This is a genomic window from Streptomyces sp. NPDC004111 (assembly GCF_042874215.1).
In the GTDB taxonomy this organism is placed as follows: domain Bacteria; phylum Actinomycetota; class Actinomycetes; order Streptomycetales; family Streptomycetaceae; genus Streptomyces.
This window is the reverse complement of record NZ_JBIAMU010000006.1, coordinates 352,736-367,830: the sequence shown is the minus strand read 5'-3', so window position 1 is coordinate 367,830 and position 15,095 is coordinate 352,736. Positions and strand designations below refer to the sequence as shown.

Here is a 15,095-nt window from a genome sequence, read left to right as displayed (position 1 = left end):
TCAGTTCCCGTTCTCCGCTGTCCGCTCCTGGGCGCGCCGGTCGCTCGCGAGCAACTCCGCGATCTCGCCCGCGCGGACCGCGGTCATCGAAAGGAGGGTCGAGGCGATGCCGTGGGTGGCCTCGGTGGCGCCCTGGACGTAGATGCCGCAGCGGACGTCGTCGGTGGTGCCGATCCGGTAGTCGCGGCCGATCAGCAGTTCGCCCGTCCCGTCGCGGCGCAGCGATCCGGCGATGCCGCCGAGGAGTTCGGCCGGGTCGGGCGAGGTGTAGCCGGTGGCGTAGACGAGCAGGTCGGCGTCGAGGTCGGTGACCTCGCCGGTGGGCAGGAAGCGCACCCGGACCGCCACGCTGTCGTCGCGCAGGTCCACGGAGTCGATCCGGGAGGTGTGCATGACGCGCAGCTGTGCGTCGCCGGTGACCTTCTGCTCGTACTGGCGGCGGTAGAGGCCGTCGAGCACGTGTCCGTCGACCACGGCGTAGTTGGTGGCGCCGTGGTAGCGCAGCAGCGACTCCTTGACCTCCGGCGGGGCGGCGTAGAAGTCGTCCACGGCGGCGGGGTCGAAGACCCGGTTGGCGAAGGGGCTGGCGTCGGAGATGCTGTAGCCGTAGCGGGTGAAGACGGCGCACACCTCGGCGGCCGGGTACCGGTCCATCAGGTGGCCGGCGATCTCCGCGGCGCTCTGTCCGGCTCCGACGACCACGACGCGCTTGGGGCTGCGCTCGTCGAACTCCGGGAGACGGTGCAGCAGTTGGGAGCTGTGCCAGACCCGCTCGCCGGTCTCGGCGCCCTCCGGCAGCCGGGGGCGCAGGCCCTGGCCGATGACGAGGTTCCTGGTACGGGCGGCCACCCGGTCGCCCGCCATGACGTCCAGGGCGACGACCGCGCCCCCCTCGCGCACCGGGCGGACCCCGGTGATCTCGACGCCGTACTCGACCAGGTGCCGCACCCGGTCGGCGGCCCAGGCGAGATAGTCGTGGAATTCGACCCGCGAGGGGGTCAGAACGGCGTGGTTGATGAAATCGACCAGCCGCCCCTTTTCCTTGAGATAGGAGAGGAATCCGAAATCGCTGGTGGGATTCCGCATGGTGGCGATGTCCTTGAGGAAGGACACCTGCATCGAGGCGCCCTCCATGAGCATCCCGGTGTGCCAGCCGAAAGTCTGCTGCTTCTCCAGAAAGCGCACTCCGGCCGACTCGCCGGTCTCGTGCAGGGCGGCGGCGAGTGCCAGGTTGGCCGCACCGAATCCGATTCCCGCAACGTTCAGAATATCGGCCCCGTACCCCGGGCCACTCTCTTCCGAATTCTCCCGTACTGCTGTTCCGGTCATATCTCAGCCGCCAGTAGTCGTTCGATGGATGCCTCGTCGCAGGATTCCCAGAATCCGCCGGCCACGTCTTCGAGGTGCGCCATCGAGCGGGCACTGTAAAGGGTGTGCTGGTACTGGGTTATGTCGTAGTCGACGCCGGCCATGTCGGCAATGTCCAGCGGCCTGATCTCGGCGGACCTGAATTGGTCCAGTTCGCCGTAGGAGGAAACGATGCTGGCGCCGTAAGCGCGCGGCCCGTCGGCCGCGTCGATGAGACCGCATTCGATGGTGAACCAGAAGACCTTGGCGATGAATTGGATCGCGGTGTCGGTCTCCACGCGCCGTACGGCCTGTCCGGCCAGCCGGTAGAGGTCCGCGAAGCGGGTGTCGGCCAGTGCGCTGCCGTGTCCGATGACCTCGTGCAGCACATCGGGCTCGACCGAGTAGAACGGCGTCGCGCCGTCGCGTATGTACTGCGTCGAGTGGAAGTAGTCGTCCGCGAGCGAGCCGCAGAACCGGTGGAAGGGGACGACGCCACCGGCCGGCTGCAACCGGAACCCGGTCAGCCCGTCGAGGCGGTCGGCCACGTCCTGGAGCTGGGGAATTCCCTCGTTGCCCACGCCGAGCTGCTCGGCGGCGTCCAGGAATTCCGGTGCGGCGAGGGCGGAGTGACGTTCCCGCAAACGCGCGGCGACCAGGCGCCAGACGGCGTGCTCCGCGTCGGTGTACGCCACTGCGGGGATTGCTTCGCCGCGTGTGTAGGTTGCCGCCCTGGCCGCGATCTCGTCGCGTCGCCGTTGATAGGCAGAGGTGTCCGTCGATATTGACGTTAATTGCTCACGGCCGTCCACAACGATTCCCCAAAGCGTCGCCGACAAGAGGGGCCTGAAAGGCGCCTCCTGAAGATGTAACCGAACAAAGTGCAATTACTTCCAAGGATTCCTCGCCAACTCGATTGAGCGTACACCAGCGTACGAGCGCGCCACAAGGATCTTGGTCCGGCACCAGAACACCAAATACTTGACGGCTGTACCGGTTCTCCTGACTTTTCGTTCCAATAGATCCATTGAAGATGTTGACGGCAATAACGGCATTGGTAAACGCATGATCGACTATGCGGCTTTTGGGCTGGCCGAAAACAGGTGCCGGTGGCCGCCGCGGCACCACCGCATCCCGGGCGCGGCACGGGATGCGCCCGGCGCCGGCCCGGCGGACGGAGCGCAGGTCACCGGAACGAACGATGGCGCCGCCCCGGGGAAACCCGGTGCGGCGCCATCGTTCACGCAGAGTTCACGCCCTGCGGCGTGACGCGATCTTTACCAACTCAGCCCTCGACCTTGGCACTTGTGATGACCACGGACTCGACGGGAACGTCCTGGAAGCCCTTGCTGCGGCCGGTGGGCACCGCGGCGATGCGGTCCACCACGTCGAGGCCCTCGACGACCTTGCCGAACACCGTGTAGCCCCAGCCCTGTTGGGTGGGCGCGGTGTGGTTGAGGAAACCGTTGTTCGAGGTGTTGATGAAGAACTGCGCCGACGCCGAGTGCGGGTCGGAAGTACGGGCCATCGCCACCGAATAGTGCGTGTTCTGCAGGCCGTTGCGCGCCTCGTTCTCGATCGGCGCACGGGTCGGCTTCTGCGACATGTCCGCGGTGAAGCCACCGCCCTGGATCATGAATGTCTGGATGACACGGTGAAAGATGGTGTCCGTGTAGTGGCCGTCGTTGACATAGGCCAAGAAGTTCTCGACCGTCTTCGGCGCCTTCTCGGCATCCAGCTTGAGCTTGATGATGCCGAAGTTGGTGTTAAGTACGACCTGGGTCATCTTCTTCTCTTCCGCGAGCTGTCAAAATTCCACTCACCCTATACGATCCGGGCCCGGCCGGGCGCAGGGTGCCTCTCAGACGTCCCGGCGCACCGATCGCGGGGTCAAGTCCGTCCAGACTTCCGCAACATGGGCCAGGCACTCGTCCTTGCCGCCGGTGAAACCGACCTTGTTCCAGCCCGCCGGAATTTCCCCGCCGACGGCCCAGATCGAATGCTGCCCCTCGTGGTTGGCGACCACGTGGTACTGCTCGCTGCCGATGCTCATCGCTTCCGCCCGCTCCTTGGTCGAAGAATCCGTACCACGGCCCCTGTCGGCCGAGCGCCCATCTTGCGCCATGCCCCCGGCGGTCGCGCAACGGGGGGACGCACGACGGGCCGCGCACCGGACGGGGCCCCGCGGCGGGGCCTCACGCCTACGGGCTGGCGGTGGAGACCGCGTACACCCACGGCCGTTCGGGGACGCTGCGGTCCACGGTGATGTCCAGGGTGGGCAGCGGCTTCTTCTGCTCGAAGGTCAGCCCCGACCACTTGCGGTGCGAGGTGAAGACCCAGCCGATGGTCTGCCGGTCGTGCTCGCGGATGGTGATGTCGCCGTCCTTGAGGGCGGCGGTGGAGGTGCCGATCTCCTTGAGGAAGGTGTCCAGGTCCGCGGGCGTGGTGGCGAACCGGACGTGCATCCGGCTGGTCTTCCAGTTGTTGGTCTCGTAGTACGCCAGGTTCTGCGCCATCAGCGGGATCGGCAGCTGGTAGATGCGCCGCTGCACCTGGGAGGGCCAGCCGACGGTGAGACCGGCGGCGGACGCCTCGCGCTCCTTGTTCCGGCCGCTGTCGCGGCTCTGCTCGGCGGAGATCAGCAGATAGCCGGCCGGGATGCCGATGAGCAGCACGATGATGACCGCGGTGATGGTGCGGCGCACGATCACCTGGCGGCGGGTCTCCGGGGGCCGCTTGCCGCGGCCCTCGGGCTGGTGGTTCTGGCGGGGGATCGCTGACGTCATGGGGTGGTTCCCTGTGCGCCGTCGGCGCTGTTCGTACGGTCCGCGGCGCTGGTGTCCGCCGCGGGCCCGGTTGCGTGCGGGTGGTTCTGTGCGGTGGCGTCGGGCGCCTTGGCGGTGTCCTGGAGCGCGGAACCGGGGGTGGCCGCGGTGCGCAGGGCCTGCGCGTACCGCTCGTACCGCTCGTGGCGCTCGACCCGGCGGCGGTTGGCGCGGCGGAAGCGGCGGGCGACCAGCCGGGCCAGATCGGCGGCGCCGACCATGCCCGCCTCGGGGCCGAGCTGCGCCTTGGCGATCCGCGCCTCGGGGCGGTATCCGCGCCCGGTGAGGTGGCGCCGGAAGGCGTCCCTGGCCGGGCCGATCAGCAGGTCGTCGGCGGCGCTGACGCCCCCGCCGATGACGAAGCAGGACGGGTCGAGGGCGGCGGCCAGATTGGCGATGCCGACGCCGAGCCACTGCCCGATGTCCTGCAGCAGCTCGACGCACATGGCGTCGCCGTCCCGGGCCAGCTCGGTGATCAGCGGGCCGGTGATCTCGTGGATGTTCCCGCCGACGCGCTCGATCAGGTGGTACGCGACCGGGGAGTCGGCGGCGGCCAGCTCGCGGGCCTCGCGGACCAGGGCGTTGCCGGAGCTGTACTGCTCCCAGCAGCCGCGGTTGCCGCACGGGCAGCGGTGCCCGCCGGGCACCACCTGCATGTGGCCGAACTCGCCGGCCACCCCGTACTTGCCGCGCTTGACCTGCCCGTCCTCCAGGATGGCACCGCCGATCCCGGTGCCCAGGGTGATCATCACGAGGTGGTCCTCGCCGCGCCCGGCACCGAACCGCCACTCCGCCCAGGCGGCCGTGTTGGCGTCGTTGTCGACCAGGACGGGCACCGCGAGGCGGGCCGATACGGCGTCGCGCAGGGGTTCGTTGCGCCAGGCGAGGTGGGGGGCGAAGAGGACCTTGTTGCGGTCGGCGTCGACCCAGCCGGCCGCGCCGATGCCCACCGCGTGCACGTCGTGCCGGTCGGAGAGGTCGAGGACCAGCTCGACGATGGTGTCCTCGACGACCTTGGGGCTCTTCGACTTGTCCGGGGTCTCCGTGCGGAGGGTCTCCAGGATGTGGCCGTCGGCGTCCACGACGCCCGCCATCACCTTGGTGCCACCGATGTCGATCCCGACGGTCGGCACGCGGGGTGCGGTCAGGTGCGAGCGGCGTTCGCGGGGGCCCACCGTGCGCAGCACGGTGGCGCGGGCGGCGCCGCGGGTGGTGAAGTCCCGGTAGGTGTTGCTCATCGGCAGGGGCCTTCCGCGGAGGGCGCTGTCCCGGCGGACCGGGAGGGGCGGCGGGGGGAACGCACGACTCGGATCGTCCCTGCGGGGTCTCGGGGAGCCGGCCCGGCGGGGGCCGACGGCGGACGGCGCCCGCTCGGGGCGATTCTGCCACCCCCGGCTGTGCCGGACTTGTCCGGTGGTCCGGGTGCCGGGCCCGAAATGTCACCCTGCGCACGGAAACGGGTGCGGAGGGTGGGGCTGACGGGGCTGAGCCAGACGTACGGGCGCGGGCCCACGTCCCGTGCCGTGGCGCGTCTCACCCCGCGGACGGGCGCGCCGCCCGGGGCGACGGGGCGCCCGGGGCGGCGGGAGGCACGGGGCGGCCCGGTTCAGTCCGTGACGCCGTGCAGGTTCGGGGCCGGGGCGCGTTCCAGCTCGTGGCGGAGGTCGTCCAGCTCCGTGCCGCCCGCCATCTGGCGGGTCAGCTCGTCGAGGCTGATCCCGGCCTTGAGGTGGCTGCCCGACATGGCCCCGCGCTTGAGCAGCACGAACCGGTCGCCCACCAGGTACGCGTGGTGAGGGTTGTGCGTGATGAGCACGACCCCCAGCCCCGCGTCGCGGGCGGCGGCGACGTACTTCAGCACCACGCCCGACTGCTTGACGCCCAGTGCCGCCGTCGGTTCGTCGAGGACCAGCACCTTCGCGCCGAAGTAGACCGCCCGCGCGATGGCGACGCACTGCCGCTCACCGCCGGACAGGGTGCCGATCGGCTGGTCGACGTCCCGCAGGTCGATGCCCATCCGCAGCAGCTCGGAGCGCGTCGTGGCGCGCATCAGCTCCACGTCCAGCCGCCGGAAGGGGCCCCGGCCCTTCGTCGGCTCGGAGCCGAGGAAGAAGTTGCGCCAGACGGGCATCAGCGGGACGACCGCCAGGTCCTGGTAGACCGTCGCGATGCCCCGGTCGAGCGCGTCGCGCGGGTTGACCAGGGTGGTGTCCGCGCCCTCGATCCGGAAGGTGCCTGCGTCGTGCTGGTGCAGCCCGGCGATGATCTTGATCAGGGTGGACTTGCCGGCGCCGTTGTCGCCGAGTACGCAGGTGATCTCACCCGCGTGCACCTCCAGCGACACGTCCTCCAGCGCCTTGATGTTCCCGTAGAACTTGGACACGTGGTCGAGCTCGACCAGTGCGCCCGCTGCCCGCTCGTCCGTCATGCCCTCGCCTCCGCACGCTTGCGTACCCATGCGTTGAGCAGGGTGGCCAGAAGGAGCATCGCTCCGAGGAAGAACTTGAACCAGTCCGGGTTCCACTCGGCGTAGACGATGCCCTTGCTCGTCATGCCGAAGATGAAGGCGCCCACGGCCGAGCCGATCGCGGAACCGTACCCGCCGGTGATCAGGCAGCCGCCGATGACGGCCGCGATGATGTAGATCAGCTCGTTTCCGACGCCCTCGCCGGACTGCACGACGTCGTAGGAGAAGAGCAGGTGCTGGCCGGAGACCCAGGCGGCGAAGGCGACGCCCATGTAGAGACCGATGCGGGTCTTGTTCACCGGTACGCCGGTGGCCCGCGCCGCGTCCTTCTCGCCGCCCACCGCGAAGATCCAGTTGCCCGCACGGGTGCGCAGCAGGATCCAGGTGGCGAGCGCGATCAGCACGAACCACCACAGGATGGTGACCTTCAGGTTCACCGAGCCGATGGTGAGCTGCGAGGCGAAGACGGCCTTGGCGGACTCGAAGCCCTCCATGTCGCCGATGCCCTTGGTGGAGACGGTGCCGCTGATGAGCTTGGTGAGGCCCAGGTTCAGGCCGGTCAGCATCAGGAAGGTGCCGAGCGTGATGATGAAGCTGGGCAGTTTGGTGCGGGTCAGCATGAACCCGTTGAAGACCCCGATGAGCAGGGTCACCAGCAGGGAGACGAGGACGCCGACCCACACGTTGGCGGTCATCTGGTAGCTGAACATCGAGGAGATCAGCGCGGAGCTGGTCACCATGACGCCCGCCGACAGGTCGAACTCGCCGCCGATCATCAGCAGCGCCACCGGCACCGCCATGATGCCGATCGTGGAGGCCGCGTACAGCACGGTCCCGAAGCTGGAGGCGCGCAGGAAGCTGTCGGCGGCGATGGAGAAGAACAGGAACACCGCGACGGCGCCGACGATCGAGCCCAGCTCGGGGCGGCTCATCAGCTTGCGCAGCGGCGAGGTGTGGATCAGCCGTTCGTCGTGCCGTACGTCCGGTTCCGGTGCCGGAGCCGTGGCTGTCATCGGGTCCCCCGCTTCGTGTACGCCTTCAGCTCGGCCGCGCTGTCCTTGGTGATGATCTGCGGCCCGGTCAGCACCGGACGGCCGCCGCCGAGCATGTCGGCGTTGTATTTGTAGAGCCAGAGCAGGTCCACGGCCTCGTACCCCTGGAGGTAGGGCTGCTGGTCGACGGCGAAGCCGAGGGTGCCCGCGGCCAGCGAGTCGGCGACCTTGGCGTTGAGGTCGAAGGTGTCGATCTCGGCCCTGCTGCCGGCCTGCTCCTTGGCCTGGACCGCGGCGTCGGCGAAGGGGGCGCCGAGGGTGACCACGGCGTCGATGTCCTTGGAGGTCTGGAGCTTGGCCTCGATGGACGCCTGGACGTCCGGCATGTTGGTGCCGTCGACGTAGAGGTTCTCGACACTGCCCTTGAAGGACTTCTTCACGCCGTCGCAGCGCTGCTCGTGGCCGACGTTGCCCCGCTCGTGCAGGACGCACAGCGTCTTCTTCTTCGCGCGCTCCGTCAGCTCCTCGCCGACCGCCTCGCCCGCGACGACCTCGTCCTGGCCGATGTGGGTCAGCGCGCCGAAGGCCTTGGACTCGGCGGTGCCGGAGTTGATGGTGATCACCGGGATGCCGGCCCGGGTGGCCTTGGCGACGACGGCCTTCATGGCGTCGGGCTTGGCGAGGGTGACGATCAGGCCGTCGACCTTCTTGTCGATGTACGTGTCGACGAGCTGGGCCTGCTGCTGCGCCTCCGCGTTGTTTGCATAAAGGAATTCGATGTTGTCCTTGGCGGCGGCCTGCTTGGCCCCGTTCTGCACGATGTCCCAGAACGTGTCGCCTGCACCCGAGTGGGTGACCATGGCGAAGGTCCACTTGGGGGTGTTCACCGCGGCCCTGCCCTGGGCGGCTGCCGCCGCCGCGCGCTCCTCGGCCCGCTTGCCGCCCGTGCTGCTGCAACCGGTGAGGGAAGCCCCGAGCACCGCCGCGAGCACGGCGCCCAGCGCGCGTACCCCTGTCCGAACCCTTGCCACGACGTCGTGCCCTTCTCGCTGTACTCCTCGGTGCGGCCGGGGGGTATTCAGCCAGACCCCGGCCGCCCAAGTATCCGGCATGGGGGTGCGCCGTGTGGTCAGCGGGTACGTCATCGGGTGCCGCGAGCCGTGTACTTCTCCAGCGCGGGGACGTCCTTCGCCGTGACGATCGCGGGTCCGGTCAGGACGGGTTTGCCGCCGCCCAGAACGTTTCCATTGGTGCGATTCAGCCAGATCTCGTCGACGGCGAGGTACCCCTGGAGGTAGGGCTGCTGGTCGACGGCGAATCCGACGTCCTGTGACTTGAGACTCTTCACGACGGCCGCGTTGAGGTCGAAGGTGTCGACCTCCGCCGTGCTGCCGGACCCGGCCTTTGCTTTCACCGTCGCGTCCGCGAACGGGGCGCCCAGGGTGACGACGGCGTCGATGTCCTTGGCGGTCTGCAGCTTGGCCTCGATGGAGGAGGTGGTGGCGGGCATGTTGGTGCCCTCCACGTTGAGGTTCTCCACACTCCCCTGGAAGGCCTTCTTCACGCCCGCGCAGCGCTCCTCCAGGGAGACGTTGCCCTGCTCGTGGATGACGCACAGGGCCTTCTTCCTGCCCCTCCTGGTCAGCTCCTCGCCGACGCCCTCGCCCGCGACGGCCTCGTCCTGGCCGATGTGGCTGAGCGCGCCCAGGGCCTTCGAGTGCCGGCCGCCGGAGTTGATGGTCACCACCGGGATGCCGGCCGCGACGGCCTTCTTCACGGCCGCGCCCACCGCCTCCGGCTTCGCCAGCGTGACCACTATGCCCTGCACCTTCTGGTCGATGGCGGCCTCGACGAGCTGGGCCTGCTCCTTGCCCTCCTTGTTCGCGGAGTAGAGGAACTCGACGTTGTCCTTGGCCGCGGCGGCCTTGGCGCCGCTCTGCACGATGTCCCAGAAGGTGTCGCCCTCGCCGGAGTGCGTGATCATCGCGATCTTCATCCGGGGCGTGTCGGCCGCCCTGCCGCCCTCGCCCCCGGTCTGCGCCGGTTTCTCCTCGGATCCCTTGCCGCCCGATCCGCTGCACCCGGTGAGGGTGAGTGCGGCGAGTGCGCAGGTGGCGGCCAGGAGGGTCGCGTACCGGGCCGTGCGAGTGGTGGGCATGATGTGAGTCCGCCTCGTCTCCCCCGCCGCCCCGTTGACGGCTGGGGGTGTTCTAACGGGGGCGGTACGACGGCGTCAATGGTTTGTCCGGACATTCTTCACGGGCGAACAGGCGCACGGGGCAACAGAGTTGGGCACCGCACCGGCCGCACGCCCGCCACCGTGCGCTCCCCGCGCCCGTACGGGTGCGCCGCCCGGCGCCCGCCCGGACGCCCGCCTCACGCCCGTACGAGGAGCTGGAAGTCGAAGGTGTACCGGGACGCCCGGTAGAGGTGCGAGCCGAACTCGACGGCGCGGCCGGTGCCGTCGTAGGTGCGCCGCTCCATGGTCAGCAGGGGCGCCCCGGCGCTCTCGTCGAGCAGTGCCGCCTCCTCGGCCCCGGCCGCGCGGGCCCCCACCGTCTGCCGGGCGCTGTGCAGGGTGACCCCGGCGGCGCGCATCATCCGGTACAGGCCGGTGGCCTCCAGTGCCGCGCTGTCCAGGACGAGCAGTCCGGCCGGGAGGTGGTTGCGCAGGAACGCCATGGGCTCGTCGTGGGCGGAGCGCAGCCGGTCGATGCGGTGCACCTCGGCGCCCTCCGCGAGCCCGAGCGCGGCGGCGACCTCGGGGCCGGCCCGTTCGACGGCGTTGTGCAGGACGCGGGTGGCGGGGCGCTGCCCGGCGGCGGCGAGGTCGTCGTACAGGCTGCTCAGTTCGAGCGGGCGGCGGACCTGGCTGTGCACGACCTGGGTGCCGACCCCGCGACGGCGCACCAGCAGGCCCTTGTCGACGAGGGTCTGGATGGCCTGGCGGACGGTCGGCCGGGACAGGCCCAGACGCCCGGCGAGGTCGACCTCGTTGCCCAGCAGGCTGCCGGGCGGCAGCCGGCCCTTCTCTATGGCCGCTTCGAGCTGCTGGGAGAGCTGGAAGTAGAGGGGAACGGGGCTGCTGCGGTCCACACCGAGCTGGAGGGCGACAGTGGGAGCGGTCGCTTGTTTGGGCACGGCAGCGAGCGTAGTGCCGGTGCGGCGGCCCGTCACCAAGTCCCGTGCGAGGCCTGGAAGGTTGACCGGACGTCGGGTTGTCCTGATGTCCTGACATCTTCCTTGACAGTGCGTCACGCCTGTTGTCGAGTGGGGGACATGCGTATCGGACTCATGGGCACGGGCCGCATCGGATCCTTCCACGCGGAGGTGCTCTCCCGGCATCCGGCGGTGGACTCGCTGGTCGTCGCGGACGCGGACGCCGGCCGGGCCGCCGAGGTCGCCCGGCGCACGGGGGCCGCTTTCGCCCCGGCCGAGGACCTGTGGACGTCGGGGCTGGACGCGGTGGTGATCGCGTCGGCGACCGCCGCGCACGCGGACCAGATCGGCCGGGCGGCCCGCGCGGGACTGCCCGCCTTCTGCGAGAAGCCGATCGCCGTCGACCTGCCGGGCACCCTGGCGGCACTGCGCGAGGTGGAGGCCGCGGGCACGCCGCTCCAGCTCGGCTTCATGCGCCGGTTCGACGCCGGGTACGCGGCGGCCCGCGCCCGGGTGCGCTCGGGCGAGCTGGGCCGGCTGCACACGGTGCGCACCGTCTCCTCCGACGCCACCCCGCCCCCGGCCGCCTACCTGCCGCTGTCCGGCGGTCTCTACCGGGACTGCCTCGTGCACGACTTCGACATCCTGCGCTGGGTCACCGGGCGCGAGGTGGTCGAGGTGTACGCGGCGGGATCGGCGGCGGGCGACCCGATGTTCGCGGCGGCGGACGACGTGGCGACGGCCGCGGTGGTGCTGACCCTGGACGACGGGGTGCTGGCCACGGCGACGGCGACCCGCTGCAACGGCGCCGGGTACGACGTCCGGATGGAACTGGCCGGGGAGCAGAACCAGTTGGCGGTGGGCCTCGACGACCGCACGCCGCTCACCTCCACGGAGCCGGCCGGCCCGCCCGCACCGGCGAAGCCGTGGGCCGGTTTCCTGGAGCGGTTCGCCCCGGCGTACGAGGCGGAGCTGGACGCGTTCCTCCAGGTCGTACGGGGCGAACGGGCCAACCCCTGCGACGGCCGGGAGGCACTGCGGGCGCTGCGGGTGGCGGAGGCGTGCGAGGTGTCCCGCCGGGAGGGGCGGGCGGTGCGGGTGGCGGAGATACCCAGGCTCTGACCCGGGTGCCGGGCTGGATGCCGGTGCCGGACGGGATGCCGGTGCTGGACCGAGTGCCGGTGCCGGACCGGGTATCGGTGCCGGACCGGGTCCCGCCGCTCCCGCGCCGCCGCTCGCTCCCGCCCCGGGGTGCGCTCAGAAGCCGACCGTGAACCGCTCCCCCGCGTGCTGCGGGCGCTCGATCTCGTCCACCAGCGCCACCGCGTAGTCCTCCGCGCTGATCCGGCTGTTGCCCTCCGGGTCCAGGACCAGGTTCTCGGTGTCCGTGCGGTACGTGCCGGTGCGCTCGCCGGGCTCGATCGTCCCGGCCGGGCTGAGGTTGGTCCAGTCGACGTCGGTCACGGTGCGGTAGAAGTCCAGCGCGTCGCCGTGCGCGTGCATGATCTGCAGCAGGAACTCGGGCAGGCCCTCGGCGTCCCACACCTGCTTGCCGTCCGGGGTGCGCAGCGAACCCGCGCCGCCCACCGAGATCAGCCGGGGCGCCGGGGTGCCGAGCGCGCGCACGCCCGCCACCAGGGCCCGCGCCGAGGGGGCGATCGTCGCGATGTGGCCGGGGCCGTCGCCGCCGCCGACCGCGCTGACGACGACGTCCTGGCCCTTGGCGGCACCGGTGACCGAGGCCGGGTCGAGGACGTCACCGGTGACGACGGTGAGGTTCTGGTGGTCCGCGGTCAGCCCGGCGGGGTCGCGGACGACGGCGGTGACCTGGTGGCCGCGGTCGAGGGCCTCGCGCAGGATGCGGCTGCCGATGGTGCCGGTGGCGCCGAAGAGGGTGATCTTGGCCATGGGAGGTCCTTCCGGGGGTGGTGATTTTGGGGAAGCGGTGCGGGGTGTCGCTCCGTCTCTCCTTCAACATAGGAGGTGGAGGGCGTGAATGCCGGGTACGCTCCGGACACATGGTGGTGAAAAAGCGACAAGCGGGTGAATCGGGGGGCCGGCCCATCCCCGAGGTCAGGTTCCGCGCTCCCAGCTCGGTCCCGGCCGGTGTCGAGGTGCTCACCCTCGCCACGCTGCGCGGCAACGCCTGTGCGGGCTCGCTCTCCGCACCGCACCGTCCGGACTTCCACCACCTGCTGGTGCTGGACCGCGGGGTGCTCCCGCTGATGGTCGACTTCGCCTCGTACCGGCTGCTGCCCGGCGAGTGGCTGTGGGTGCGGCCGGGGCAGGTGCACCGCTGGGACGAGCTGGCCGGGGCGGAGGGGCTGCTCGTCCTGTTCGAGGCGGGCTTCCCCGATCCGGCGACCAGCGCGGCGGCCCGGCTGGACGACCCCTTCGGGCCGACGGTACTGCGCCCTGCCGAGCCGGTCCGGATCGCCGCCCGGCGTGCCCTGGACCACCTGGACCACGAGTTCCGGTCGCTGCGGGACGGCTCCCCGCTCCCCCTGGAGACCCACCTCGCCGTACTCCGCCATCTGCTCGCCGCCCTGGTGCTGCGGCTGGCCCCGCCCGCGGAGGAGGTGGTGACCTGCGACAGTCCCGACACCTATCTGCGCTTCCGGGCCGCCGTGGAGCGGGGCTTCGCCCGGACCCGGCGCGTCGAGGACTACGCCCGCGAGCTGGGCTACGCCCCGCGCACCCTGTCGCGGGCCACGCTCGCCGCGGCGGGGGTCGGGGCGAAGGAGTTCATCGACCGCAGGGTGGTCCTGGAGGCCCGCAGGCTGCTCGCCCACAGCGACCACAGCGCGGCCAGGATCGCGGGCCTGCTGGGCTTCGGGGACGCGGCGAACTTCGGGAAGTTCTTCCAGCAGCGCACCGGCAGCAGCCCGTTGGCCTTCCGCCACACCTCCCGCGGCGAGGACCCCGCGGGCCAGGTCCGCGACTCCCCGCGGGCCGCCCCCTAGTCACGGGTTCGTGCACGCGACGACGGACGACGGCATACGGCTGTGGCCGGGTTCCGCCGGAGGGTGGCCGCGAGCGGGGCGGCCGGGGCGCCCGACGCAACGGGGGCCCGGGATACGGCCGGGGTGCGCGGGGCTGTGGGCGGTGCCCCGCTCACCAGCGGACGGGGAACTTCCGTACGCCCCTGATCAGCAGTCCGGGCAGCCACTGGAGTGCGCCGCCGGCCGGGTCGGCGGCCAGGTCGGGGCAGCGTTCGAGCAGCGAGCGGACGGCGATGCGGCCCTCCATGCGGGCCAGCGGGGCGCCCAGGCAGAAGTGGATGCCGTGGCCGAAGGCGAGGTGGCCCTGGGTGGAGCGGCGGATGTCGAAGCGGTCGGGCTCGGGGTAGCGCGCCGGGTCGTGGTCCGCGGCTGCCGCGGCGACCAGGACGGCCTTGCCCGCCGGGACGGATATCCCGCCGATCTCGACGGGTTCGCTGGTGAAGCGGAAGGTGGAGGTCTCCACCGGGCCGTCGTAGCGGAGCATCTCCTCCACCGCGCCGTCGATCAGCCCGTCGAAGTCCGCGCGCAGGGCGGCCAGTTGCTCGGGGTGGTCCAGCAGGGCGCGCACCCCGTTGGAGATGAGGTTGACGGTGGTCTCGTGGCCGGCGACGAGCAGCAGGAAGGCCATGCCGATGAGTTCGTCGGAGGTGAGCCGGTCGCCGCCCTCGTCCCGGGTCCTGATGAGGCCGCTGAGCAGGTCCTCGCCGGGCGAGCAGCGCTTGTCCTCGATCAGTTCGGCGAGGTAGACGCTCATCTCCTGGGCGGCGGCGGTGCTGGCCTCGACACCGGTCGGCGCGACGACCTCGTTGGACCAGACGCGGAACCGGTCCCGGTCGAGGTCGGGCACGCCGAGGAGTTCGCAGATGACCGTCATCGGCAGCGGGAAGGCGAGCGCGTCGACCAGATCGGCCGAGGTGCGCCCCTTCTCCGTCATGGCGTCGAGGAGTTCGTCGGTGATCTGCTGGACGCGCGGGCGCATCGCCTCGACCCGGCGGGCGGTGAACTCGCGGGTGACGAGCTTGCGCAGCCGGGTGTGGTGCGGCGGGTCGGCCTCCAGCATGTTGGCGCTCATGGCGGTCTCGGGCTCGCCCGCCCGCTCGAAGTGGCGCCAGTTCTTGCTGAGCCGGGGGTCCGCGAGGGCCTTCCTGCCCTCCTCGTACCCGACTATCAGCAGCATCTCCTCCACGTCGTGGGTGCGGACGTAGTGGGCGGGACCGCTCTCGCGCAGCTTCGCGTAGAACGGATAGGGGTTCGCGGTGAACTCCTCGGTGTGCTCCCGCAGATCGACGACCGCCATGATGTG

General features: G+C 70.8%; 15 protein-coding genes. 2 read left to right on the top strand and 13 right to left on the bottom strand.

Going from position 1 to position 15,095, the window contains the following annotated elements; genetic code table 11:
- The 11 genes from ACFYVL_RS15530 to ACFYVL_RS15480 all read right to left on the bottom strand — a co-directional run bounded on the left by ACFYVL_RS15530 (position 1) and on the right by ACFYVL_RS15480 (position 10,772).
- Entirely contained in the window at positions 1 to 1,329 is a 1,329-nt protein-coding gene (locus ACFYVL_RS15530; RefSeq protein WP_389244807.1) for a lysine N(6)-hydroxylase/L-ornithine N(5)-oxygenase family protein, read from the bottom strand.
- Complete coding sequence (locus tag ACFYVL_RS15525) at positions 1,326 to 2,159, bottom strand: phenylalanine 4-monooxygenase (protein WP_389244805.1); 834 nt, start codon at positions 2,157 to 2,159, stop codon at positions 1,326 to 1,328. The genes ACFYVL_RS15530 and ACFYVL_RS15525 overlap by 4 nt, the downstream gene beginning before the upstream one ends.
- Before the next feature lie 473 nt (positions 2,160 to 2,632).
- On the bottom strand, positions 2,633 to 3,133 hold the full coding sequence (locus tag ACFYVL_RS15520; protein WP_389244803.1) for a peptidylprolyl isomerase: 501 nt from the start codon (positions 3,131 to 3,133) through the stop codon (positions 2,633 to 2,635).
- A gap of 75 nt (positions 3,134 to 3,208) precedes the next feature.
- On the bottom strand, positions 3,209 to 3,400 hold the full coding sequence (locus ACFYVL_RS15515; protein ID WP_389244801.1) for an MbtH family protein: 192 nt from the start codon (positions 3,398 to 3,400) through the stop codon (positions 3,209 to 3,211).
- Between the two features lie 148 nt (positions 3,401 to 3,548).
- Positions 3,549 to 4,133 (bottom strand): sugar kinase, encoded by a 585-nt coding sequence (locus ACFYVL_RS15510; protein ID WP_389244800.1) that lies wholly within the window; start codon positions 4,131 to 4,133, stop codon positions 3,549 to 3,551.
- The gene (locus tag ACFYVL_RS15505) at positions 4,130 to 5,410 is read right to left on the bottom strand and encodes an ROK family glucokinase (protein ID WP_389244798.1); all 1,281 of its coding nucleotides are present in this window, start codon (positions 5,408 to 5,410) and stop codon (positions 4,130 to 4,132) included. The genes ACFYVL_RS15510 and ACFYVL_RS15505 overlap by 4 nt, the downstream gene beginning before the upstream one ends.
- A 368-nt stretch (positions 5,411 to 5,778) precedes the next feature.
- On the bottom strand, positions 5,779 to 6,630 hold the full coding sequence (locus ACFYVL_RS15500) for an ATP-binding cassette domain-containing protein (protein WP_389244796.1): 852 nt from the start codon (positions 6,628 to 6,630) through the stop codon (positions 5,779 to 5,781).
- On the bottom strand, positions 6,597 to 7,652 hold the full coding sequence (locus tag ACFYVL_RS15495) for an ABC transporter permease (protein ID WP_389244794.1): 1,056 nt from the start codon (positions 7,650 to 7,652) through the stop codon (positions 6,597 to 6,599). The genes ACFYVL_RS15500 and ACFYVL_RS15495 overlap by 34 nt, the downstream gene beginning before the upstream one ends.
- On the bottom strand, positions 7,649 to 8,662 hold the full coding sequence (locus ACFYVL_RS15490) for a sugar ABC transporter substrate-binding protein (protein ID WP_389244792.1): 1,014 nt from the start codon (positions 8,660 to 8,662) through the stop codon (positions 7,649 to 7,651). The genes ACFYVL_RS15495 and ACFYVL_RS15490 overlap by 4 nt, the downstream gene beginning before the upstream one ends.
- 110 nt (positions 8,663 to 8,772) lie before the next feature.
- Positions 8,773 to 9,789 (bottom strand): substrate-binding domain-containing protein, encoded by a 1,017-nt coding sequence (locus tag ACFYVL_RS15485; RefSeq protein WP_389244790.1) that lies wholly within the window; start codon positions 9,787 to 9,789, stop codon positions 8,773 to 8,775.
- Positions 9,790 to 10,007: 218 nt separating this feature from the next.
- Entirely contained in the window at positions 10,008 to 10,772 is a 765-nt protein-coding gene (locus ACFYVL_RS15480; protein ID WP_389244788.1) for a GntR family transcriptional regulator, read from the bottom strand.
- Positions 10,773 to 10,910: 138 nt separating this feature from the next.
- Here ACFYVL_RS15480 and ACFYVL_RS15475 point away from each other — a divergent pair, with 138 nt between their 5' ends.
- Positions 10,911 to 11,912, top strand: a complete 1,002-nt coding sequence (locus tag ACFYVL_RS15475) for a Gfo/Idh/MocA family oxidoreductase (protein WP_389244786.1) — start codon at positions 10,911 to 10,913, stop codon at positions 11,910 to 11,912.
- A gap of 135 nt (positions 11,913 to 12,047) precedes the next feature.
- Here ACFYVL_RS15475 and ACFYVL_RS15470 read toward each other — a convergent pair whose 3' ends face one another.
- Positions 12,048 to 12,698: an NAD(P)-dependent oxidoreductase gene (locus tag ACFYVL_RS15470; RefSeq protein WP_389244785.1), complete on the bottom strand. Its 651-nt coding sequence runs from the start codon at positions 12,696 to 12,698 to the stop codon at positions 12,048 to 12,050.
- A 110-nt stretch (positions 12,699 to 12,808) separates the two neighbouring features.
- Here ACFYVL_RS15470 and ACFYVL_RS15465 point away from each other — a divergent pair, with 110 nt between their 5' ends.
- Entirely contained in the window at positions 12,809 to 13,753 is a 945-nt protein-coding gene (locus tag ACFYVL_RS15465; RefSeq protein WP_389244783.1) for a helix-turn-helix domain-containing protein, read from the top strand.
- A gap of 151 nt (positions 13,754 to 13,904) precedes the next feature.
- Here the strand turns inward: ACFYVL_RS15465 and ACFYVL_RS15460 are convergent, their stop codons facing one another.
- Positions 13,905 to 15,089 carry a cytochrome P450 gene (locus tag ACFYVL_RS15460; protein ID WP_389244845.1) on the bottom strand — a complete coding sequence of 395 codons (1,185 nt, stop codon included), beginning with the start codon at positions 15,087 to 15,089 and terminating at the stop codon, positions 13,905 to 13,907.
- Positions 15,090 to 15,095: the final 6 nt, after the last annotated feature.